The 21,622-nt window shown below is 62.4% G+C and carries 16 protein-coding genes and 1 tRNA gene; 5 read left to right on the forward strand and 12 right to left on the reverse strand.

All coding sequences use genetic code 11. The features are described 5' to 3' along the window. Positions 1-446: 446 nt before the first annotated feature. The 6 genes from J0L98_RS11790 to J0L98_RS11815 form a co-directional block, all read right to left on the reverse strand. Positions 447-3,617 (reverse strand): type I restriction endonuclease subunit R, encoded by a 3,171-nt coding sequence (locus J0L98_RS11790; protein WP_296411986.1) that lies wholly within the window; start codon positions 3,615-3,617, stop codon positions 447-449. 245 nt (positions 3,618-3,862) lie between these two features. Next, on the reverse strand, positions 3,863-4,825 hold the full coding sequence (locus J0L98_RS11795) for an Abi family protein (protein WP_296411987.1): 963 nt from the start codon (positions 4,823-4,825) through the stop codon (positions 3,863-3,865). A 7-nt stretch (positions 4,826-4,832) separates the two neighbouring features. Beyond that, positions 4,833-5,867, reverse strand: coding sequence for an SIR2 family protein (locus tag J0L98_RS11800; protein WP_296411988.1), 1,035 nt, complete (start codon positions 5,865-5,867; stop codon positions 4,833-4,835). Beyond that, on the reverse strand, positions 5,864-7,168 hold the full coding sequence (locus tag J0L98_RS11805) for a restriction endonuclease subunit S (RefSeq protein ID WP_296411989.1): 1,305 nt from the start codon (positions 7,166-7,168) through the stop codon (positions 5,864-5,866). Before J0L98_RS11805 ends, J0L98_RS11800 begins: the two co-directional genes overlap by 4 nt. Continuing rightward, positions 7,158-8,897: a class I SAM-dependent DNA methyltransferase gene (locus J0L98_RS11810; RefSeq protein ID WP_296411990.1), complete on the reverse strand. Its 1,740-nt coding sequence runs from the start codon at positions 8,895-8,897 to the stop codon at positions 7,158-7,160. Before J0L98_RS11810 ends, J0L98_RS11805 begins: the two co-directional genes overlap by 11 nt. A gap of 141 nt (positions 8,898-9,038) precedes the next feature. Then, positions 9,039-9,422 (reverse strand): DUF805 domain-containing protein, encoded by a 384-nt coding sequence (locus J0L98_RS11815; protein WP_296411991.1) that lies wholly within the window; start codon positions 9,420-9,422, stop codon positions 9,039-9,041. A 123-nt stretch (positions 9,423-9,545) separates the two neighbouring features. Between J0L98_RS11815 and J0L98_RS11820 the strand changes: the two genes are divergently transcribed. The 3 genes from J0L98_RS11820 (at position 9,546) to J0L98_RS11830 (ending at position 13,112) form a co-directional block, all read left to right on the forward strand. Next, a complete protein-coding gene (locus tag J0L98_RS11820; protein ID WP_296411992.1) occupies positions 9,546-10,742 on the forward strand; it encodes an MFS transporter in 1,197 nt (398 codons plus the stop codon). An 83-nt stretch (positions 10,743-10,825) separates the two neighbouring features. Then, entirely contained in the window at positions 10,826-12,754 is a 1,929-nt protein-coding gene (locus tag J0L98_RS11825) for a radical SAM protein (RefSeq protein WP_296411993.1), read from the forward strand. 49 nt (positions 12,755-12,803) lie between these two features. Beyond that, positions 12,804-13,112 (forward strand): hypothetical protein, encoded by a 309-nt coding sequence (locus tag J0L98_RS11830; protein ID WP_296411994.1) that lies wholly within the window; start codon positions 12,804-12,806, stop codon positions 13,110-13,112. A gap of 135 nt (positions 13,113-13,247) precedes the next feature. Here J0L98_RS11830 and J0L98_RS11835 read toward each other — a convergent pair. Further along, a tRNA-Leu gene (locus J0L98_RS11835) sits at positions 13,248-13,332 on the reverse strand. A 193-nt stretch (positions 13,333-13,525) separates the two neighbouring features. Between J0L98_RS11835 and J0L98_RS11840 the strand changes: the two genes are divergently transcribed. Continuing rightward, the gene (locus tag J0L98_RS11840; RefSeq protein WP_296411995.1) at positions 13,526-14,080 is read left to right on the forward strand and encodes a flavodoxin; all 555 of its coding nucleotides are present in this window, start codon (positions 13,526-13,528) and stop codon (positions 14,078-14,080) included. 20 nt (positions 14,081-14,100) lie between these two features. Here the strand turns inward: J0L98_RS11840 and J0L98_RS11845 are convergent, their stop codons facing one another. The 3 genes from J0L98_RS11845 to J0L98_RS11855 all read right to left on the reverse strand — a co-directional run bounded on the left by J0L98_RS11845 (position 14,101) and on the right by J0L98_RS11855 (position 16,884). Further along, the gene (locus J0L98_RS11845; protein WP_296411996.1) at positions 14,101-14,868 is read right to left on the reverse strand and encodes an ABC transporter permease; all 768 of its coding nucleotides are present in this window, start codon (positions 14,866-14,868) and stop codon (positions 14,101-14,103) included. Between the two features lie 13 nt (positions 14,869-14,881). Beyond that, entirely contained in the window at positions 14,882-15,661 is a 780-nt protein-coding gene (locus J0L98_RS11850; RefSeq protein ID WP_296411997.1) for an ABC transporter ATP-binding protein, read from the reverse strand. A 191-nt stretch (positions 15,662-15,852) separates the two neighbouring features. Then, positions 15,853-16,884: an ABC transporter substrate-binding protein gene (locus tag J0L98_RS11855; protein WP_296411998.1), complete on the reverse strand. Its 1,032-nt coding sequence runs from the start codon at positions 16,882-16,884 to the stop codon at positions 15,853-15,855. Between the two features lie 415 nt (positions 16,885-17,299). Here J0L98_RS11855 and J0L98_RS11860 point away from each other — a divergent pair, with 415 nt between their 5' ends. Further along, on the forward strand, positions 17,300-18,163 hold the full coding sequence (locus tag J0L98_RS11860) for a hypothetical protein (RefSeq protein WP_296411999.1): 864 nt from the start codon (positions 17,300-17,302) through the stop codon (positions 18,161-18,163). Between the two features lie 52 nt (positions 18,164-18,215). Here J0L98_RS11860 and sfsA read toward each other — a convergent pair whose 3' ends face one another. Together sfsA and J0L98_RS11870 are read right to left on the reverse strand one after the other, a co-directional pair. Beyond that, positions 18,216-18,935 carry a DNA/RNA nuclease SfsA gene (gene sfsA / locus J0L98_RS11865; RefSeq protein WP_296412000.1) on the reverse strand — a complete coding sequence of 240 codons (720 nt, stop codon included), beginning with the start codon at positions 18,933-18,935 and terminating at the stop codon, positions 18,216-18,218. A gap of 75 nt (positions 18,936-19,010) precedes the next feature. Next, a complete protein-coding gene (locus J0L98_RS11870) occupies positions 19,011-21,605 on the reverse strand; it encodes a chemotaxis protein CheW (protein ID WP_296412001.1) in 2,595 nt (864 codons plus the stop codon). Between the last annotated feature and the right edge of the window lie 17 nt (positions 21,606-21,622).

Below are 21,622 nucleotides of genomic sequence, written 5' to 3' on the forward strand. Positions count from 1 at the left end.
GACAACACCCACAGCCTGGCGGAAAGGCTGTTCGCGTTGATGATCCTGGGGGATGAGAGATGCGTGGTGGCGACGCATGTGATGGGGGAGAGGGCTTCGCCAGGCTGAGGCCGGCAGGCGACGGACTTTGTTTGGCAAGTCCTGCAAGGGTGCAGATTGAAGTCTCGTCTATGGCTTATTTCTGGATCATGCAAACGAGACGAGCCAAACAAAAAGTGTTTCGTAACAGGGGCGTGCAAGTCCCCCCGTTCAGCTTGGCCCATAGCTTTGGTTCAAGCTTGCTCGATAAACGTCGTTTTGCGCCAAATCAAGGTCGTCGAAACAACAAGCGACTTGGCTCCACCCACCTCGCCGAAAGGCCATTCGTGCCAATGCCCCTGAGGGAGTCACCCTGAGTGGTGGCAAAACGCGTGATTGGGAGCGAGTGTGGCCCGCTGCCGAGCAGCCTACTTAGACCATTCGCCAGCCAGCAACTCAGCTTGGCTCAATACCAGCTCAACTGCTGCAGCTTGAAGATCGGGAGGATATTTCCACCTCTGAAGAGTACGACGTACCAGGATCCTTATCTTGGCTCGCACGCTTTCACGCACCTGCCAATCCACCGTTGTGCTGGCGCGCAGTTTCTCCGTGATCTCAATGGCAATCTTCTTGAGCACTTCGTCGCCCAACTCGCGCACTGCGCTTTCGTTGTTGGCCAATGCATCATAAAAGGCGATCTCATCGTGGCCCAGACCGAGCGCCGCGTCCCGTGCCAGCGCGGCCTGAAACTCCTTGGCCATCTGAATCAGCTCTTCTATAACCTGGGCCGTCTCAATTGCCCGGTTGTGATACTTGCGCAGCGTCTCCAGCAAGCGGTCACCGTACTTCTTCTCCTGCACCACGTTGTTACGCGCACGCGCCTTGATTTCATCGCGTAGCAGCTTTTCCAGCAGCTCGACTGCCAAGTTACGGCTGTCCATCTTCCGCACGTCTTCGAGGAACTCGTCCGAGAGCAAGCCAATGTTCGGCTTGTCCAAACCTGCCAACGCAAACACATCGGCCACGCCATCGGCAATGATGGCGTTATCCAGAATCTGCTTGAGCGCACTGTTCTTCTCGGCATCACTGCGCTTCTTGTCCACCGTGGTGAATTTGGCGATGGCCGCTTTGATCGCCGCGAAAAAGGCGATTTCCTTGCGCAGGGCTCCAGCCTCATCCAGGGTGCCACACAGCGAAAAGGCCTTAGCCACCGCCACCATGGTGTCGAGGAAGCGTGTCTTGCCATCCTTCAAGCCCAGAATGTGGTTGGCCGCAGGGACCAACAATGGGATGGCCTGGGTCTCGAACGCGCTGTAGTCAAAGCCGTGCATCATCCCGCGCACGATGTCCATCTTCTCCAGCAGCACTGCCAGGGCTTCGGCAGCGTTGTGTGTTGGGTCGCCCTTCCCCTTGGCATCGGTGTAGATCTTGAGCGCGGCCTTCAATTCACTGGCAATCCCGATGTAATCGACCACCAAGCCGCCCGGCTTGTTCTTGAACACCCGGTTGACGCGGGCGATGGCCTGCATCAGGTTGTGGCCCTTCATGGGCTTATCGATATACATGGTGTGACAGCACGGCGCATCAAATCCCGTCAGCCACATGTCGCGCACGATCACCAGCTTTAGCGGGTCTTTCGCGTCCTTGAAGCGCGTTTCCAGGCGCTTTTTGACCTGCTTGCTGTAAAGGTGCGGCTGCAGCAATCCCTTGTCAGCAGCCGAGCCAGTCATCACGACCTTGATGGCACCTTGCTCCGGATCGGTGCTATGCCATTGCGGGCATAGTGGAGGGTTGTTCTCGTCACCCAGGCAAATGACGTTGTAAAGCTGGACGCAGATGTCCCGGCTCATGCACACGATCATGGCCTTGCCGTCCACCACCGAAACGCGCGCCTCGAAGTGCTCAACCAGGTCGCGGGCCACTTGCTGCAGCCGAGGTTCGGAGCCAACCAGCTTTTCCAGCGCGGCCCATTCACTCTTGGTCTTTTCGCGGTTGGCGATGTCCTCTTCGTCTTCGACAACTTCCTCGACCTGCTCGTTGAGTGTGTCGATCTCGGCTTGGTTCACGTCCAGCTTGGCCAAGCGGCTCTCATAGAAGATCGGCACCGTGGCGCCATCGTCCACCGCATCCTGGATGTCGTAGATGCTGACGTAGTCACCAAACACGGCACGCGTGTCTTTGTCCTCCAGCGCAATCGGCGTTCCAGTGAAGCCGATGAAGGTGGCGTTCTTGAGGGCGTCGCGCAGGTGCTTGGCATAGCCGAACACATACTTGCCGGTTTTGGTATCCAACCGCCCTTTGGTGCCGTACTGGCTTCGGTGAGCCTCGTCCGAGATCACCACGATATTGGTGCGACCGGAAAGCAGCGGATGTGCCTCTTCACCCTCCAGCAGCGCGAACTTCTGCACCGTGGTGAAGATGATGCCCCCCGCTTCGCGTGAAGCCAGCATTTCGCGCAGTTCGTCCCGGTCTCCGGCTTGAACCGGGGTGGTCTTGAGCAGATCACTGGCAGCGCTGAAGGTCGCAAACAACTGGCCGTCCAGATCGTTGCGGTCGGTCACCACCACCAGCGTCGGGTTCTTCATTTCGGGCTGTTGCAACAGCTTGCCCGCATAGCAGGCCATGGTGATGCTCTTGCCCGATCCCTGCGTGTGCCACACCACGCCCGCCTTGCGCGAACCCGGCTTGACCTCCTTGCCATAGGTGGCGCGTTCTTCGTGCACCTCCAGCAGGCCCTTGCCGACATCCTGCGCGGCAATCACCGTGGCGCGCACTGCCTCGCGCACTGCGTGAAACTGGTGGTAGCCGGCAATCTTCTTGATGATCTGGTCGCCGTCCTGCTCAAACAAGACGAAGTGGCGCACGTAGTCCAGAAATAGCTCGGGCTTGAAGAAACCACGCACCACGGTTTCCAGTTCCATCTGCAGGCGCGGCCGGTCGTCTTCGTTGGCGATGGTGCGCCAGGGCAGCATGCGCTCTGCATTGACCGTAAGCGAGCCCACGCGCGCTGTCCAGCCATCGCTCACCACTAGGGCGGCATTGCTGTTGAACAGGTCGCCGATCTCGTCCTTGTAGGTCTGCAGCTGGTTGAAGGCATCCCACACATCGGTTTGCTCGTTGGCGGGGTTCTTCAGCTCCACCACCGCCAGCGGCAAGCCATTCACAAAGGCAATGACATCCGGCCGGCGTGGCTGCTTGGTGCCGGTGATGGTGAACTGGTTCACCACCAGAAAGTCGTTGTTGCTGGGCTGCGCAAAGTCGATGAAGTGCACCAGGTCGGTCTTCTTCTCATCGCCCACCGCGAACTCCACCATCACCCCGCTCAGCAACAGGCGATGCACGCTGCGGTTGCGCACCACCATCTGCGGTTCGCTCACCATCTGCAGCGCATGCGCGGCCTGCTCCAGTGCGGCCGGTGGAATCTGCGGGTTGATCCGGGCCAACGCGCTCAGCAGACGTTCGCGCAGAACAACCTGCCGGTAGTCGGTGCGCTCTGGCATGCTGCTGTCCGGCGCAATGCCCGGGCCGTGGGCGAAACGCCAGCCAGCCTCCTGGAACCAGCCCAGGCAGAGGTCTTCGAGTTGTTGTTCGTTCAGCATGTTGGAACCCCTGAGCCATTCAGGGCTGCCTGGCAACCGGCTCGGTTTGCGATGAAATAAGAAATTCGTTCTAAATCAATGAGTAGCTCTGGCATTGGAAACGCCCTCCATTTGCGATGAAATGGCGACTACGCCCACGCCGAGCTTGACCATAGTGGTCGGCAGGCCTATCATTTCGCTCAATATGACCGACGCCTCTGCACTCTGTGTACGCGTCGGTTTTCATTTGTGGCCCACCTGAGTCATCACGGCTGCGGCCATAGCGCCCACCCCTCCCAACCCGGAAACGCCCCCAGCTCCAACAGCGAGATAGTCTGGTTGGCCACCACGGGGAATTCATCTGCCAGCAGGTTCTTGAAGCGCTGCCCCCAGCTCGAATTCGGGCAGATCACGCGCAGCAACAGCTGCATGAGGCAGAAGTAGAAAAACGGCTTCGCTCTGTTCAGGGCGGCGGGCCAACCAGCGGGAACAGAGGACAGCTCCAGCACGTTGATATTCCACAGGCGGCTGTGGTGCGCCGACACATTGCGGATGAAGTTCAAGCTGCGCAGCCATTGCGCGAATGCCTGGCCTGATGGTGCGCCGTACAAGGCTGCAATCGTCTGCTGATCAGCGTACTGCATACCGGCGAACAACTTGGACAGCAGACCAAAGTCCCACACTTCAATGGCCGCCCAGATCGGCAAGGCCCCGTACTGCTGCTGATGGTGCGCAACGAAGGGCTCCTTGCGCGCCCGGTAGAGCATGGACTGGTACTTGGCCAGCCAGACTTGGTGCTGCGTCTTGCCTGCGTCCGCCCCCCTGGCGATCACCTTTTTCGTAAAATTGCCGTGCAAGCATGCCGGGTTCTCGTGGGCACGCGAATCGCGTTGGCCCAGCAAATGCGCCACATCCACGCGCACCGCCATCTCGATGCGCTCCAGTGCATCCAAGGCCAGCAACCTCAGCTTCTTGTCGAACACATACAGACGCACCACGTCTTCAAAGCAGCAGCCCGGCACAAAGCTGTCTAGCCGCACCGCCTTGCCCTGTGCCATGGACGCCACCGGATCAATGGCGCGCAGGGGATACCAGTAACCACTCAGGCGGTAGTAGCCCAAGCGCTCTAGATAATCGAGCGCCGCAGCGGGATTGTCGACCTGCAAGCCACGGCTCTGCAGCTGCAGCAGTTGGTCTGCGAATGTGAGCCAAGGCTTGAGTGGTTTCATCGCCGAACTACTCATCCATTAATGCCAGTAGGAGCGCCTCGATAGACTCATCATGCGCCCCCGCCGGATACCAAATCGGATAGACATTGCAAGCGACCAGCGCATCCCGACAAGCATTCTTCTCCACGTCATTATTCGGCGCAGGCAAAAATGCATAGTGCCGTGCGATGTTGTCGTGCCCATTAGCTTGTACAAATGACTTTATCGCCGTGAGGGTGCGGTCGACCGTAAGACTGCAGCCAATAAATAGCAAAGTTCTGGAGCAGATTGCTTCGATTGCTCTTTGTAAATTATCGCCGTCACCGTAGTGTTGCTGGTATTCGGCTGCGGTCAGAATCCGGCCGCGTGGACTAGTGGATGTTCCGTGCAACTTGAGCAATATCCTTTTGCCTTCGGCCAGCTTCCTTGGAAGCTCTCTAGAGTGCTCACCTGACAATTCTTCCGAAAACGGCTTTCCAGCTGACTCGTAACAACGTTTCGTGACGTCATCAAAATTCGTCGTGATTACACAAGAGTCAAAGACGTATGGAAGCAGTTGCACACAGCCGGAGATGTCGCGTGAACGACCGAAAGCATTTTCCACTGCTTCGTTGAAAGCGGGGCCAAGCGCATCAGCCAGCCTTTGGGCCGCTTCCTCATATTGACCAGCGCGCAGAATCTGATCGAATTCGTCAGGAGTTATGGCTGTCTCACGGACGTGTTGCCTGAGGAAAGCAGTCCATCCGGGATAGCCACTTGATACCGACAAGCCTGCACCGACGAATGGCACTACAGCGCCTCGACCGTAGACCTCCTTGAGCTTACCAAATCTGTCTTGCAGGCCGTACTCATCCAGTATGGTCTTTGCAGACTCGATGAGCTCTTCTTTGCGTTCCAGGACCCAATCCAGAAACAGATCGTTGTAGGCGTCAGGGTCAAGCAACCCTTCCAGAATCTCATCGGGTGCCCAGTGCTTGTTTCGTATGTGCACCCGCCCTCTATCGACAAAAAGATTCTGCTCCTGCGCAAGTGCATCAGCGAATATCGGCTTGAGATGCTTCATGCGGGCACCTCAATCTCGCCAGAGAGCAGCTTGGGCAACAGCGCATCGCGTGTTGCACACAGCGATGCAATCTCATTCTGCCGGCTTCGCATTTCCTCAAAATGTGGAACAACTGTCCTCGTGAATCTCACAATAAGGGTGCGTTCCGCTACAGCAATTGGCAATCCGCGAATAGTCTTCGAATTAACCGCATCAGCAATGGAGGAGGTGCTACCGAGGGTCGAGTAATCGAAGCTCTTCAGGTATAGATATAAATATTCAGATGAAATTGCAGCATCGTTGGGCAACTTGAAGTGCGCGATGGCCTCATTCGTCACCATCGGTCCTTCAGTGATAGCGACTCTGCCTATGGTCAACTTGAAGCTGAGCAGCACCGTTCGGTCTGGGACAACCCTGACATTGAAACGCGAGACTGCTTCAGCTGTGAGGAATTCCGAAGACTTCTGTTGAAAAACACCACTTGCGCCCATGTCCTTGATGGACACCCAGCGCCAATCTCCGTCACCTTCGGTGAACCATTGCGGTTCCTTGCGCGGTGGGGTTTTGCCAATGCCGACTTCTGCTAGGGATTCAGCAGAATGAACTGCCCACCCCTTCGGAATCTGTCCCAACTCCGACTCTTCCATCTCATCCGGGAACAGCGCGGCCGTGGCGGCGAGTTGTTCGAAGGCTTCGGGCGGCAAAGCATCGAATTCAGCGTCGGCCTTGCCGCTGATGGCGCTCATCGCGGCACGCAGCGGGTCGCGGCCTTCGGCGAGGGCTGCCATCTTGGCTTTGACCGGATCAAAATCGACAAACCACGATCTGAAGATGGCTTGCGCCATGGCTTCGAGGGTTTGATTGATGCGGCGGTTGAGGTCGATTTTGGAGTCAAGGCAGCTCAGAACCCTGGCGATGCTCCTTTGAGCTGATTTCCCGGGAAGGCGGACTTTCGCGAGATGTAGGTGGTTCCTGTTTAGCCCAGGTACTGCACCCTTGTCTGAGTAGGCCTGAAAGTCGAGGGTCTTCAGGAAGTAACTTATGAACCTAGGATCGTTGCCCTTGAAGTCACGGACGTAGAGAGTCGTATTCAGCGGCCAATAGTCCTCATTAACGTAGAACACCTCACCTATCGTACCGTATCGGCCAGTTACCACTCCGGGACCTTTGACCATGGCCTCTGCGTGAAAATCGCTCACGCCAGATGAGGAAACGATGGGAACGCTCCCAGGAGTGCGCTTGTCCTTGGGCAGGTCGTAGCCGCGTTTCAGCTCGATCACTTCGCCGAGCGAGACTTCTTTCCAGTCAACGTCAGAAGCCATAGCCCAACCCCGCCAAGTTCTTCTTGATCTCGCCCTCCAGCTTGGTGCTCTCTGCAAACTGCTCCGCCAATTGAGCGGTCAGCCGCGCCATCTTGTCGGCAAAGGCTTCGCCGTCTTCCTCCTGCTCCTCGGTGCCCACATAACGCCCCGGCGTCAGCACATGCTCATGCTTGCGGATGTCGGCAAGCGACGCTGAGTAGCAAAAGCCCGGAACGTCTGCGTAGCCCTCGCCGTGCTGCCAGACGTGGAAGGTGTCGGCCACCTTTTCGATGTCGACCGGCGTGAAGTCGCGCAGCACGCGATCCTTCATGTAGCCCAGTTGGCGGGCGTCGATGAAAAGGAACTGACCACGGCGGTCGCGCTTCTTCTTGTCGAGGTTGAAGCCGTTGGCCTTGTCTTTGGTGAGGAACCAGATGCAGGCCGGGATCTGGGTGTTGGTGAACAGCTGGCCAGGCAGCGCGACCATGCATTCCACAAAGTCACGCTCGACCAGTTGCTTACGGATTTCGCCCTCGTTGTTGGTGTTGCTGCTCATCGAACCATTGGCCAGCAATAGCGCCATGCTGCCGGCGGGGGCCAGGTGGTAGAGCATGTGTTGCAGCCAAGCAAAATTGGCATTGCCTTGCGGTGGCGTGCCTGCGATCCAGCGCGGGTCGTTCTCCAGCTTGACGTTCCACCATTCCTTCATATTGAAGGGCGGGTTGGCCATCACGTAGTCGGCGCGCAAGTCTGGATGTAGGTCGTTCAGCAGGGTGTCGCCGGGCTGGCCGCCAAAGTTGAAATCGAGGCCGCGGATGGCCATGTTCATAGCAGCCAGTTTCCAGGTGGTGGGATTGCTTTCCTGGCCGTAGACGCTGATCTGTTTGGTGTGCTCCTTTGCGTTGGCGTGCTTCTTGGAGTGGTTCTCGATGAACTCCTCGCTCTGCACGAAGAAGCCACCGGAGCCCATGGCTGGGTCGTAAACCCGCCCCTTGAAGGGTTGCAGCATCTCGACGATCAGCGTAACGATGCTCTTGGGGGTGTAGTACTGGCCGCCCTTCTTGCCTTCGGCCAGGGCGAATTGGCCGAGGAAGTATTCGTAGACGTGGCCGAGGATGTCCTTGCTCTTCAGGTTCAGCGGCTGGCCGTTGTAGCTGGGCTGGCTGAAGTTGGTGTCGGAGAAATGGGCAATCAGGTCGGCCAGCTTGTGACTTTCGATCTGGGTTTCTGCGAATTTCTTGTTGAGCACGTTCTTGAGCTTGGCATTCTCGCGCTCAATGGCCTCCATGGCGTTGTCGATGAGCCAGCCGACGGTGCGCATCTTTTCCGGTGTGTCCTTGCCCGGCACGTTCCACGGCAGGGCGTCGCCGGACGGCAGTTGCGCCAGGTCGCGCAGGGTCTGCCAGCGCGCTTCAAACGGCACCCAGAAGACATTTTTCTCGGTGTAGTAGTCGCGCACCTCCAGCTCGGCGGCGAGGTTGGCTTTGTATTCTTCCGTGCCAGCGCCTCCGTATTCGTCGGGGGCCATGTAGTAGTCGTGGTCGGGGTTCTGGAACTGCTCGCGCAGTTCTTTCTGCCGTTCTTCGAACGCGTCAGACACGTACTTCAAAAAGATAAGACCCAGCACCACGTGCTTGTAGACCGAAGCATCCAGGGCGGAGCGCAGCTTGTCGGCTGCAGTCCAGAGCTTTTTTTCGAGGTCTTGGAAGAACTGCTGTTCGGTGGAGTTCATTGGGGAGGTACGTTGCATCAGGACAGTGGAAAAATGGCTGTGCCATTTGCATGCATTGCAGCACAAATGGCACAGCCATCAAGAATATCGAAGTACTGCAGGTACGACAAAACTCTGTCGGGCCGTCAGCTTAAGGCTCAACTGCCCTCCAATCCAAACTCACATCGGCAAGCCAGCCCCCTTCGGATTCGGCCCATACTCGTTGCTCCCCTCCTGGCTGTCCTGCACCGCAAAGTAGATCAGCACCAGCGCACCGATGATGGGCACGATCATCAGCAGGGCCCACCAGCCGGATTTGCCGATGTCGTGGAGGCGGCGCACGGTGACGCCGACGCTGGGCAGCAGCACGGCCAGGCTGTAGATGCCCGACAGCACGTCGCCCATGCCGCCCTCACCACCGCCGCCCACCAGTTGCAGCACGACCATGATGATCAGGTTGAAGAGGGTGAACATCCAGTATTCCTTGCGCTGGGCACGCCCCTTGAAGTCGGCGTACTGCTTGAGTGCTTTCAGATACCACTGCATGGAGATCTCCCTGTGCATGTCAAAAGGATGGGTATGAGGGAAAGATAGCATGCTCCGGATGACGGGTTGCCGGGGCGGATGGGCTTTCCTTCGTCCGCCAGCCGGGCTACCTTCGGGCACCACCCCGTTCTGCCGCCCTCCATGCCGCCCATCCTCCGTGCCCTTGAGTCCCGCAACTACCGCATCTACTTTGCCGGCCAGCTGATTTCCCTGGCGGGCACCTGGATGCAGCAGGTGGCCATGGTGTGGCTGGCCTACCGCCTCACCGGGTCGGCGTTGATACTGGGCGTGGTGGGCTTTGCCAGCCAGATCCCGATCCTGGTCTTCAGCGCCATCGGCGGGGTGATCACCGACCGCTTCGACAAGCGGCGCCTGCTGCTGGCCACCCAGGCCCTGTCCATGGTGCAGGCCCTCGGGCTGGCGGTGCTGGCCTGGCAGGGCAGCGCCACACCGGCGCACCTGATCGCGCTGGCCTTTGGGCTGGGCCTGATCAATGCGCTGGACGTGCCGACCCGCCAGGCCATCGCGGTGCAGCTGGTGGACAACAAGGCCGACCTGCCCAACGCCATCGCCCTGAACTCCTTCCTGATGAACGCGGCGCGCTTTGTCGGCCCGAGCCTGGCCGGCTTTGTGGTGGCGCTGGCCGGCGAGGCGGTGTGCTTCCTGCTCAACGGCTTGTCCTATCTGGCCGTGCTGCTGGCGCTGCTGGCCATCCGCCTGCCGGCCGGCGAGGCGCGCAAGCCCCCGGCACCGCCCCTCCAGGCCCTGCGCGAGGGCCTGGCCTACGCCGCTGGGCAGGCGGAGATCCGCGCCTCGCTGCTGCTGGTGGCCACCGTCAGCTTTCTGGCCGCGCCCTACGTGGTGCTGATGCCGCTCTTCGCCCGGGAGATCTTCGGCGGTGACGCCCGCCTGTACGGGCTGCTGCTGGGCTGCTCGGGCGCCGGCTCCCTGCTCGGCAGCGCTTACCTGGCCAGCCGCCAGGACACCACCGGCCTGACCCGCAAGGTGGCCCTCGCGGCACCCGCGGTGGGGGTCTGCGTGGCCCTGTTCGCCCTGTCTCCGGCCCTGTGGATGGCGGTGCCGGTGCTGCTGGCCCTGGGCCTCGTCATCATCATCACCGTGGCGGGCAGCAATACGCTGATCCAGACCCGGGTGGACAACGCCTTCCGGGGCCGGGTGATGGCCCTGTTCACCATGGCCTTTCTGGGCGTGGCGCCCCTGGGCAGCTTTGTGGTGGGCAGCCTGGCCCATGCCTTCGGCGTTCGCCCAACCCTGGTGCTGTGCGGCCTGCTGACCGTGGCGGCGGGCCTGGCCTACCGGCACCGCACGGCGGACTGACAAGCGCAGGGACTCGGCCCGGCGGGCCATCCCCGCTATCATTCCGGCCTCACCCCTGCAGGCCCGCGGGCCGGACACCAACCATGACCGAAACCACCGGCGCCCCGGCGACACCCCGGGCCGCCCCGCGCGTGCTGTCGCTCATCCCGCCGATGACGCAGCTCAACACGCCCTATCCGTCCACCGCCTATCTCACCGGCTTTCTGCGCAGCCGCGGCGTGGACGCGGTGCAGGACGACCTGGCCCTGAAACTGGTGCTGGCCCTGTTCTCCCCGGCCGGCCTGGATGCCCTGCGCGAGGGAATGCAGGCCCTGCCGGGCAGGAAGCGCTCGGCCACCCTGGCCACCTTCGACGCCGCCTTTGCCCGCTACCGGGCCACCGTGGGGCCGGTGATCGCCTTCCTGCAGGGCCGCGACCCGACCCTGGCCCACCGCATCGCCAGCCGCAGTTTTCTGCCCGAAGGGCCGCGCTTCGCCTCCCTGGATGCCTACTACGACCCGGACGGCGGCGACCCCCTGGCCTGGGCCTTCGGCGCCCTCGGCGTGCAGGACAAGGCCCGCCACCTGGCCACCCTCTACCTCAACGATCTGGCCGACGTGCTGCGCGAAGCCGGCGACCCGCGCTTCGAGTTCGTGCGCTACGCCGAATCCCTGGCCATGGCCCAGCCCACCTTCGCCCCCCTGGCCGCGGCCCTGGCCGCCCCGCCGACCCTGGTGGATGCGCAGCTGAAGGCCCTCACCCTGGAGACCATTGCCCGCCACCAGCCCCAGGTCGTGCTGCTGTCGGTGCCCTTCCCGGGCTCGGTGTACGCCGCCTTCCGCATCGCCCAGACCCTCAAGGCCGCCCACCCGGCCATCGTCACCGTGCTGGGCGGGGGCTTTGTGAACACCGAGCTGCGCGAGCTCAGCGAACCCCGCGTCTTCGACTACTTCGACTACGTCACCCTGGACGACGGCGAGCGCCCCCTGCTGGCCCTGCTCGAACACCTGGACGGCAAGCGCGGACGTTCGCGCCTGGTGCGCACCTATGTGCGCGAGGAGGGCGTGGTGCGCTACATCAACCTGGTGGAACCGGACGTGCCCTTTGCCGAGGTCGGTACCCCCACCTGGGACGGCCTGCCCCTGGATGGCTACCTGTCCATCCTCGACATGCTCAACCCCATGCACCGCATGTGGTCGGACGGGCGCTGGAACAAGCTCACCGTGGCCCACGGCTGCTACTGGAAGAAGTGCAGCTTCTGTGACGTGAGCCTGGACTACATCGGCCGTTACGACGGGGCCAGCGCCGAGCTGCTGGTGGACCGCATCGAGGCCATCGTCGCCGAAACCGGCCAGACCGGCTTCCACTTCGTGGACGAGGCGGCCCCGCCCAAGGCCCTGAAAGCCCTGGCCGAGGAGCTGCAGCGGCGCAATCAGTCGATCTCCTGGTGGGGCAACATCCGCTTCGAAAAATCCTTCACCCCCCAGCTTTGCCAGCAGCTCGCCGACAGCGGCTGCATCGCCATCTCCGGCGGGCTGGAGGTGGCCTCCGACCGGCTGCTGACGCTGATGAAGAAGGGTGTCTCGGTGGATCAGGTGGCCCGGGTCACCAAGGGCTTCTCTGACGCCGGCATCCTGGTGCACGCCTACCTGATGTACGGTTTCCCCACCCAGACCGTGCAGGACACCGTGGATGCGCTGGAATACGTGCGCCAGCTCTTCGACGCCGGCTGCATCCAGTCGGGCTTTTTCCACCGCTTCGTGTGCACCGTGCATTCGCCGGTGGGCCAGAACCCCGACGAGTACGGCGTGAAGCTCAAGCCCCTGCCGCCCATCAGCTTCGCCAAGAACGACGTGGGCTTCATCGACCCCACCGGGGTGGACCACGACGCCCTCGGCGTGGCCCTCAACAAGGCCCTCTACAACTACATGCACGGCATCGGCCTGGACGAGGACGTGCGCAGCTGGTTCAACATGAAGGTGCCCAAGGCCCGCGTACCGAAGAACTTCATCGGGCGGGCACTGGGGTATTGAACCCCTGCAGGCACCGGAATCCCGCCCTCCTTGACCCACGGCCCCACCCATGAAGATCAATCTCCTCCCCATCGGCGCCCGCTTCGAATACGACGGCCAGATCTACACCAAGACCGGCCCCATCACCGCGACCGCCGAGAAGGGCGGCCAACGCATGATCCCGCGCCATGCGGTGCTGCGCCCGGTAGACGGCCACACCCCGCCACCAGCACCGGCCGCAACACGGCAACTGGATGAAGCGCGGGTACTAGCCGCCTTCGAGGCCTATCACGCCACCGCCCTGCGCCTGACGGAAGGCCTTGGCAAGGCCGAACTGGAACAGGCACGGATGAGGTTCCTGGCAATGCTGGAGGAATGACGGGAACCGCCGCCGGATCGGGATTCGGTCGGCGAAAGAACACAAGAGAGGACGCAAAAAAAGGCCGGAACCCTCGATTTCTCTGGGCTTGCCGGCCTGCTTTGATACTGCATCGGACTACTTCGGAACAGCTATTGGTGCCTTGGGCGAGACTCGAACTCGCACGACTTGCGTCACTACCCCCTCAAGATAGCGTGTCTACCAATTTCACCACCAAGGCATCCCTGCGTGGGCGGCTTTCTGGCTGGAAGGCCGCGTTTCCCTGAAATCCAAGGGCGCAGAAGGGGGCGGATTATAGCCGAGCCAGTGGAGAGGTCAACCCGGTGCGGGTGCCGGCGGGGGGGGGGCAGCGGCACGCATTCTGCTTGATCTGCCGGCATTTCCCTCTCCCTGTCGCCTTTGCGACACACACCATGAAAACCATCGGCATTTTCTTCGGCACCGAAACCGGTACCACCCGCCTGATCGCCAAGAAGATCCAGCGCAAGCTCGGCGACGGGATCGCCGCCAAACCCCTGAACGTGAACCGCATCAGCGTGGACGACATGCTGCAGTACGATGCGTTGATTCTCGGCACGCCGAGCTATGGCGTGGGGGCGATCCCGGGGCGCACTGCCGGTTGCCAGGAGGCGAGCTGGGAGGAGTTCCTGGCCAAGGCGGGCACACCGGACTTCTCGGGCAAGCGGATCGCTTTTTTCGGCCTGGGTGCCCAGGAGCGTTACGCCGAGCGCTTCGCCAACTCCCTGTTCCGGCTGTACGAGGTCTTCAAGGGCTTCGGGGCGGAGATTGTCGGCAGCTGGAGCACCGAAGGCTACACCTTCGAGCAGTCTGCCTCGGTCCAGGATGGCCGCTTCGTCGGCCTGGTGATCGACGAGCGCACCCAGGGCATGCTGACCAATGAGCGGCTGGATGCCTGGCTGGCAGAGATCACACCCCTGCTGCGGGAGAAGCTCGGCGAACCGGCCTGACCTTGCCTCTCCCGGCCGCGTTACGCGGCGCCGTCGGGCTTGCGGTGTGCCCAGCTGGTCATGCGCTTCTCGACAAAGGCGAACAGTTCGTACATCACCACCCCCATCACGCCGATCACGATCAGGCCGGCAAAAACCAGGGGCATGTTCATGGACGAGCTGGCCGACATCATCAGGTAGCCGATGCCCAGGTTGGAGGCCACCGTCTCGGCGATCACCGAGCCCACGAAGGCCAGGGTGATGGCGACCTTGAGGGACGCGAAGAAGTAGGGCATGGCCCTGGGCAGCCCGACCTTGCCGAGGATGTCGATGCGCGAGGCGCCGAGGGAGCGCAGCACGTCTTCCAGCTCCGGCTCCAGGGTGGCCAGGCCGGTGGCCACGTTGACCACCACGGGGAAGAAGGAGATCAGGAAGGCGGTAAGGATGGCCGGCACGGTGCCGATGCCGAACCACACCACCAGCACCGGCACGAAGGCCACCTTGGGGATGGAGTTGAAGCCCACCAGCAGCGGGTACATGGCCCGATAGAGCAGGGGCGAGGAACCCACCGCCATGCCGATCAGCAGCCCCACCGCCACAGCGATGGCAAAACCAGCCAGGGTGGTGATGAAGGTCTGGGTGGCGTGCATCATGATGGGCTCGAACTGTTCGACGCCCACCTTCCAAACGGCGCTGGGTGCGGGCAGCAGGAACTCGGGCACCGCGAAGCCCACGCAGATCAGCTCCCACAGCAGGAACATGCCGGCCACCACCAGCCAGGGGGCGGCCTTCACGAGATTCACTTTCATGCTCTGACTCCTTTCAGGACGCGCGCACGCGGCCGATGTGCTCGCGCAGTTCGTGCACATGGCCGGCAAAGGCATCGGTGTAGGTGACGTCCAGGTCACGGGGGCGTGGCAGCTCGATCTCGCGGCGCACCAGAATGCGCCCGGGGCGCTTGCTCATCACGTACACGGTGTCGGCCAGGAAGACGGCCTCGCGCAGGTCGTGGGTGACGAGAATGACGGTGAAGGGCTGCTGCTGCCACAGGTCGCGCAACATGCACCACAGCTCTTCCCGGGTGAAGGCGTCGAGGGCACCGAAGGGCTCGTCGAGCATCAGCAGGCGGGGCTGGTGGATCAGTGCGCGGCAGATGGAGGCACGCTGCTGCATGCCTCCGGAGAGCTCCCAGGGGAATTTATCCTCAAAACCGGCCAGCCCCACCCTGGCCAGCAACTGGCGGGCCTCGGCCTCGTAGCGGACACGCTCCTTCTTGAGGGTGGAGCGGTAGGGCTCAACGATCTCCAGGGGCAGCATCACGTTGTCCAGGGTGGTGCGCCAGGGCAACAGGTTGGAGTTCTGGAAGGCCATCCCGACGATCTTCAGGGGCCCGCCCACTTGGCGGCCGTCCACGTACACATAGCCGCCGGAGGGCATGCGCAGACCGGAGATGAGCTTCATGAGGGTGGATTTGCCGCAGCCGGAGGGGCCGACCACGGCGACAAACTCACCCTCCTTCACCTCCAGGCTGACATCCTGGATGGCCAGGGCACCACCCGGCGCGTAGGCGAGATCGACGTTCTCGAATTTGACGAAAGACATGGGGGACTTTCTGGATGGGATGGAACGGAGCCAGGCTGTGGGACGCTGCGGGGCCTTGTGTAGGGGCGACTTCTCAGTCGCCCGCGGACTTCGAATAACGGTTTGCCTGTGATCGACGCGCGGATGGGCGACTGAAGTCGCCCCTACAGTCACCCCAACACGGAGCCCACAGCCCGATGGCGCGAGCCGGGCTACAGGCTGCGGTCGGCCCGGGCGGGCAGGAAGGCCGGGTTGAACAGCTCGGCGGCGGTGGGCACCTTGGGCAGGGCGTAGGCCTCGGCGGTCTCGGCGATGGAGCGCTTGAGGCGGTCTGCAGTGACAGCCCCCAGGCCGTTCTGCCTGACTTCGGCCGTGACCACACTGGTATCGAGGGCCAGCTTGAGGCGGCGGGTTTCGAGGGCCAGATCGATCAGCGGATCACGCTCCTTGACGGCTGGAATGGCGGCGTCGGGCTTGGCGATGGTCTCCTTGAGGGCCTTGTTGAAGGCGCGCAGGAAACCTTCGATGGCTTTCGGCTTTTCGGCGATCAGCTTGGGGCTGGCGATGATGGCGTTGCCATAGAGTTCGACGCCAAAGTCGGGGTAGCGCAGGGCCACGATGTCGGCCGGCTTGACCCCGCGGGCCTCCAGGTTGAGCAGGCTGGTGAAGTAGAAGCCGGTGATGCCATCCACATCGCCGCGGGCCAGCAGGGTTTCGCGGATGGCCGGGTCCACCGACTGCCACTTGACCGCATCCACCGCCAGACCGTTGGACTTGGCAAAGGCCGGCCAGGCCTTGCGGCCGGCATCGAAGATCGGCGCAGCGAGGGTCTTGCCGGCCAGGTCGGCGGGTTTGCTGACGCCACTCTTCTTCAGGGTAAAGACCGCCGCCGGAGTGGCGTTATAGACCATGTACACGGCCTGGATCTTGGAGCCCGGAGTCTTGGCGTCATATTCGACCAGCGCATTGAAGTCGGCAAAACCCATCTCGTAGGCGCCGGTGGCAACGCGGGTCACCGCCCCCGCCGAGCCGTTGCCGGCGTCGATGGTCACGTCCAGGCCTTCGGCCGCGAAGTAGCCTTTGCTCTTGGCCAGCAGGAAGGGTGCCGAGGGGCCTTCGAAGCGCCAGTCGAGGGTGAACTTCAGCTTGACCGGCTCGTCCGCGAGGGCCGGGGCGGCAATCAGGGGGGCAACAAGGGCGGCAGCAAGCAACAGGCGACGGGACGCGCTGAAAGGGTGCGACATGGCGGACAACTCCAGGAAGTGAAAGGCAGGAAGAAGCGGGGACTACATGCCCGGCTCACTCTGCAACCTCCGTGCCATCTCGTAAGATCATGATTTCAATGACAGTTTTTTGACAGGCCGGAAACCTCTCGGAAAAAGGGCCGGTTCAGCCCGCGGAATGGGGCTCAAACGACGCCCCGGCGTGGTGCAAGAGGCTATTTCATGCACCCGTCGCGTGCATGCGAAAACCATATACGGATATGTAAAGAGTGTTTATTTTCAAATGGATATAGTGATGTGAAGTATATCCATCGGGTGATGAAGGATATCGCCAAGGCAGCCCTGCTCCCCTGCTAGATTCAATCCCAGGACTTGCCCGTCCCTTGCTGGGCGGGTCAACCGACCGATCCTTGCCAACATGAATCAGGAGCTCACCATGAAGTTCTCGAAGAAGAAGTGCCTCGCCGCAACCCTGCTGGCCGCCTGCGCCGGCACCGCCAGTGCCGCCAACTGGAGCGACACCTATGTCGGCTATCGCTGGGGAGCCAACTTTGCCGAGCCCTTCGGCAAGACCGACATCTCCAAGAGCATCGTCAATCTGGCGCATGTGAGCGGCTACAAGTACGGCACCAACTTCTTCAACGCCGACCTTCTGATGTCCGACAGCAAGGATCCGTCTGCCCCGGGCTCCAAGTCCGGCGCTCAAGAGATCTACATCGTCTATCGCCACACCCTGGACCTGGGCAAGGTCACCGGTAGCGACTTCAAGTTCGGGCCGATCCGCGGCTTCGGCCTCACCGGTGGTTTCGACGTGAACACCAAGAACGATGCCGGCTACAACTCCAAGAAGCGCATGATCGTGGCCGGCCCCACGATGATGATGGACGTACCCGGCTTCCTCAACGTGAGCCTGCTCTACCTGTGGGAGAGCAACGCCCCCTACAGCAAGTTCAGCCACACCCAGACCGACCGCTACAGCTACGACGTGCACCCCATGCTCAACCTGGCCTGGGGCATCCCCTTCAATCTGGGCCCGGTGCCCCTGTCCTTCGAAGGCTTCGCCAACTTCATCGCCGCCAAGGGCAAGAACGAGTTTGGTGCCAACACTGCCGCCGAAACCAACATCGACATGCAGGTCATGTACGACGTGAGCCCGCACATCGGTGCCGCCGCCAAGACCTTCAAGGTCGGCCTTGAATACCAGTACTGGCGCAACAAGTTCGGCAACAACCACAACGGCCCGGCCGGCGACGGTGCCTTCGCCAAGACCACCATGATCCGCGCCGAGTACCACTTCTGAGCGCTCGCTGACGTCGAGAGGTTGGCCCGGCGGGTGTCGGGTCTCGACCTCCTCAACCCGGCGTGCGAGGGAGCTCCACGCCAAGCCGGCGCACCATTTCGATACCCCGAAGATCCACGCGCGCGCCCAGCGCCAGGACCTCCACCCCCGCAGCCAAGGCCGCCCGCAGGGCCTGACCATAGTCCGGATCGATGTGATCGGCCGGACGCACGGCATCGACATCCTCCCGCTGCACACAGAACACCAGCACGGCCCTGTGCCCCGCCGCCACCATGGCGGACATCTCGCGCAGGTGGCGGGCACCACGGGTGGTCACCGCGTCGGGAAAGTAGCCGATACGCCCCTCCACGGCAGCGGTGACGTTCTTCACCTCCACATAGCAGTCAGGCCGCCCGGTACCGCTCAGGAGCAGATCGATGCGGCTGCCTTCGCCGTACTTCACCTCCGGCCGGATCGCCGCGTAGCCCGCCAACTCGGGCACCCGGCCCAGTTCGATGGCCTCGCGGACCAGGGCGTTGCTACGCCCGGTGTGCACGCCGACGATCACCCCCGGCGCGGTTTCCACAAGCTCCCAGGTCCAGGCCAGCTTGCGGGCCGGGTTGCTGGCCGGCGACAGCCATACCCGGCTGCCCGGCGCCTTGCAGCCCTGCATGGACCCGGTGTTGGGGCAGTGGGCCGTGATCACCCGCCCGTCGGCGGTCTCCACGTCCGCCAGAAAGCGCTGATAGCGGCGCAACAGACGCGCCTCGAGAAGGGGGGTGGGAAAATGCATGGCGAGCAAGCCGATCGGGGGAAGTTGCCATGATGGCAGGGCCGGCCGGTCGCCGGCCAGCCCGGAACGGCCGCCTTATTCTGCCGTGACGCTGCTTGCGTCGCCGAGCCGCGCCGACAGCTTGCCGGCCGATAGCAGCAGCAAGAGCTCGCCACCCTGGCCCCCGTCGGTCTTGACGATGCTATCCACCAGGCTGGCGCTGCCCTGAAACAGGCCGGCCACCGGCTGGATCAGGGACACCGGGACTTCGGGAATCTCGCCCAGTTCATCCACCAGCAGGCCGAGACGCTGTCCGTTGGTGGCACCGCGGACAATGACGATCTGGCTGGGCTTTCCCGCGCGCTCGCCATGTACGTAGTCACGCAGATCCACCACCATGATGGGATCCCCCTCGTACATCACGCAGCCGCGCACATGGGCCGGAAGCCCGGGCAGCGAGGTGATGCGCTGGACATCGATCGACTCGACGATATCGCTGGAGTGCATGCCATACCAGCTACCACCGATGTGGAAGGTGGCGAGCTCCACCCTCACCTCGCCCGGCACGCCCTCAAGGTGGCGAACCACGCCACTGCGGACAGGCGTGGGTTCGCGCTCGATGGTGTCTTCGCCGGCATCGGTCAGCGGTACGAGAACCAGTGCGACCACGTCGTTGCGATAGGCATCGCCAGGCCCCTTGTATTCCCGATAGCCGGCCGACATGCAGGCCGCCACCGCATGCAGGCGCCCAGAGTGGGCCACGATGCCACTGCAGGAAGCGCCGGGGGCCAGATCGAAGTACTCGATGGGCAACTCGAGCCGGCTGCCCGCGGCGGGGGCATCCGGGCCGGCGCTGGCGATGACCAGTCCATCCGGCCCGACGAATACGGCGATGCCCTCATGGGGAGCACCGGCTGTGGTCTCGGGCAGGCAGTCGGCCAGCATGGCGGCCAGTTGGGGCGCCGAATCGAAGACGATGGCGATGCCACCGACCACCCGATGGCTGCGCACAGGATCACGCACTGCGGCGCAGTAGATGTAGGTTGGACGCCCTCCATACAGGGGCGTGGGCATGAAGGCCGAAACGCAGTAGGCCTGGGGGCTGTCCAGGGCTAACGTGCGGGCCACCCACTCGTCTCCGAGCACACGGCCGACCAGTGAGGCATCCCCCTCGGCAGACACTGCCACCACCTGACCCGTTGCATCAAACAGAATGAGGTTGGAGTACACCGTGTATAGCCCGTTGATCGTGCTCAGGATGGGCGTAAGACGGACCGCAGCCTCGGCCGGTGATTGGGTCAGGACAGTCTGGATGGCCGTGCTCAGTGCCCACCAGCGGCAGTCGTTGGCGCGCTCGTAGAGATTGCGGTCCATGATGTCGATGGCCAGTCCGGCCCGGGCGGCGCAGTCGCGCAGGATGGTGGACACGACGGTTTCATGCAGATTGGCGATGGAGCGCTCGAAGATGTCCTTGGTACGGACACCCGTGTTGCTGATTTCCCACAACAGGGTCTTTGAGAAGGATGCATTGACTCCCTGGGCCGCCCGCCGCTGACCGCAGCTCTGGCGCACGTTGCCGTTCCACACGGCGCGGTTGAGCTCGCGCTGGATGGCTTCGGCCTGGCGGGGAATGAGCTGCAGGGCTTCGGAGAAGAGGGCGGGGCTGTCCATCACCCGGCCGAGCAGCGTCGGCGGGATGTTCTCGAGCGCCCGTGCCGTCGGTGTCTCGAAGGCGTACTCGATGGGAATCATGACGTGCCCCTTCCAGCCAGGCCCGGAATAGCCCTGGTAGCCCCGGGTCGCACGGGTTGCCGCCAGGTATTCCCGACCGGCAAAACGCAGCAGCCGTGACGGGGCGGCGGCATCGGCATCCAGAGGGGCACCAACCGGCACTTGCCATGGATCACTGGAGGCCATCACGACACCCTCGGCATCCAGCAAGGTGATGACCGCCCAGTCATCATCGGAACAAAGGTTGCGGAAGATGCGCTCGCACTCGTTCTGGAAGCGGAAAACCAGACACAGCACACCCACCGCTTCGCTTCGGTCAGCAGGACAAACCCGCCAGGCGTAGATCAGGGCCGGCCCGCCAGGCCGCAGATCGGTCAGCCCGAAATACTCCACATAGGCACCCTCACTGCTCAGGGCATCGTGCAGCAGGGGATCGGCCGAATGCGCTACGGGATGGGTCTCATCCAGCTGACACAGAACCTTGCCACACCGGTCAAGCAGCAGGATGTCGGCATAGACCGAGTACTTTGCGACGTATTCCCTGAAACGGTCGACGATGCGCCGGTGCTCCTCCTCGTCCCGGGCGCCCCCCCTGCTGGCCGCCTCCGCATACGCACACAGGTCGCTGTCGGTGGCCAGGAAACCGATGTCGGCGGTGCGTTCGAAGAGGTTTCGCACCAGGATGTCGATGCTCACCTGGGCGCGGGCCGACAGGTCTTCGGCCACCTTCCGTCGTGACTCGGTGGCCAGACTGTTGAGCAAGGTGCCGGTGAGCTGGGCGAAGGCGGCACGCATGCCGGTGATTTCCGTGCCGGTACCCGACATTTGGCCCAGCACGGTCAGGTTGTCCCAGACGGCCTGGAGCGTCTGGAGCGATTCCCGATAGGTCTCAACCTCCGGCATGTGGCGCACCACACGCGCCAGATCACCCGCGAAATCAATGCCTTTCCAGTTCGCCATGTCTTGCCTCATCGTTC

Source organism: Zoogloea sp. (assembly GCF_017302315.1).
Taxonomy (GTDB): Bacteria; Pseudomonadota; Gammaproteobacteria; order Burkholderiales; family Rhodocyclaceae; genus Zoogloea.